Source organism: Collinsella sp. TM05-38 (assembly GCF_003466445.1).
GTDB lineage: Bacteria > Actinomycetota > Coriobacteriia > Coriobacteriales > Coriobacteriaceae > Collinsella.
The window spans coordinates 3,447-4,485 of the sequence record NZ_QSPM01000022.1 but is presented as its reverse complement, the minus strand read 5'-3'; the positions used below and the strand labels follow the sequence as shown (position 1 = coordinate 4,485).

Below are 1,039 nucleotides of genomic sequence, written 5' to 3'. Positions count from 1 at the left end.
CCTAGGGGTTTTTCTAGGGACCTCGGGCTCACTCGCTTCGCTCAGTCGCTTCGTCCGGAGCCTCGCCCTCCTGCGGACCGGATTTCCCTGGTCCGCGGGCCGCGCTCCATCACGGGGACGTCCAGAACCCCGCCGAGCCACCCCCATCCGTCGCCCCGTCGGTCGTAGCGCCGCGTGCGCGGTGCAGGAATGTCTGCCTGCTGCGCGTCGGCTACGCCTCCCGGCCTCGCCTTAGCCCCCGACTGACCCTGGGAGGATTAGCCTTGCCCAGGAAACCTCGGGTTCACGGCGGACGAGTTACTCTCTCGTCTCTCGCTACTCATGCCAGCATTCTCACTCCCATGCGCTCCACCGCCGGTCGCCCGGCGGCTTCCCCGCCCCTGGGGAGCTCCCCTACCGATTCTAATGAATTAAAATCCCGCCGCTTCGGTGTCCAGCTTAGCCCCGTGTATTGTCGGCGCATGTCCACTCGACCAGTGAGCTGTTACGCACTCTTTGAATGCATGGCTGCTTCTAAGCCAACATCCTGGTTGTCTGGGCGGACGCACATCCTTTGCCACTCGGCTGGAACTTGGGGACCTTAGCGGGCGGTCCGGGCTGTTTCCCTCTCGAGCACACAGCTTAGCCCACATGCTCTGACTGCCGCGCTCTGGGCCGCCGGCATTCGGAGTTCGGTTGGATTCGGTAGGCGGCGAAGCCCCCTCGTCCATCCGGTGCTCTACCTCCGGCGGTGAACGCGCGACGCTAGCCCTAAAGCTATTTCGGGGAGAACGAGATATCTCCGGGTTTGATTGGCCTTTCACCCCTATCCGCAGGTCATCGCCGCCGTTTTCAACCGACGTGCGTTCGGCCCTCCACGGGGTCTTACCCCCGCTTCAGCCTGCCCACGGATAGCTCACCCGGCTTCGCGTCCGCGGCGCGGGACTCAAGTCGCCCTGTTAAGGCTCGCTTTCGCTTCGGCTCCCTTCCGGTTAACCTCGCCCCGCGCCAGCGACTCGCTGGCTCATTCTACAAAAGGCACGCCGTCACACCACAAGGG

The 1,039-nt window shown here is 64.3% G+C and carries 1 rRNA gene (running past both ends of the window); it reads right to left on the bottom strand.

Going from position 1 to position 1,039, the window contains the following annotated elements:
- Positions 1 to 1,039 (bottom strand): 23S ribosomal RNA (locus DXD49_RS09815) (it extends past both window edges: 1,392 nt to the left, 863 nt to the right).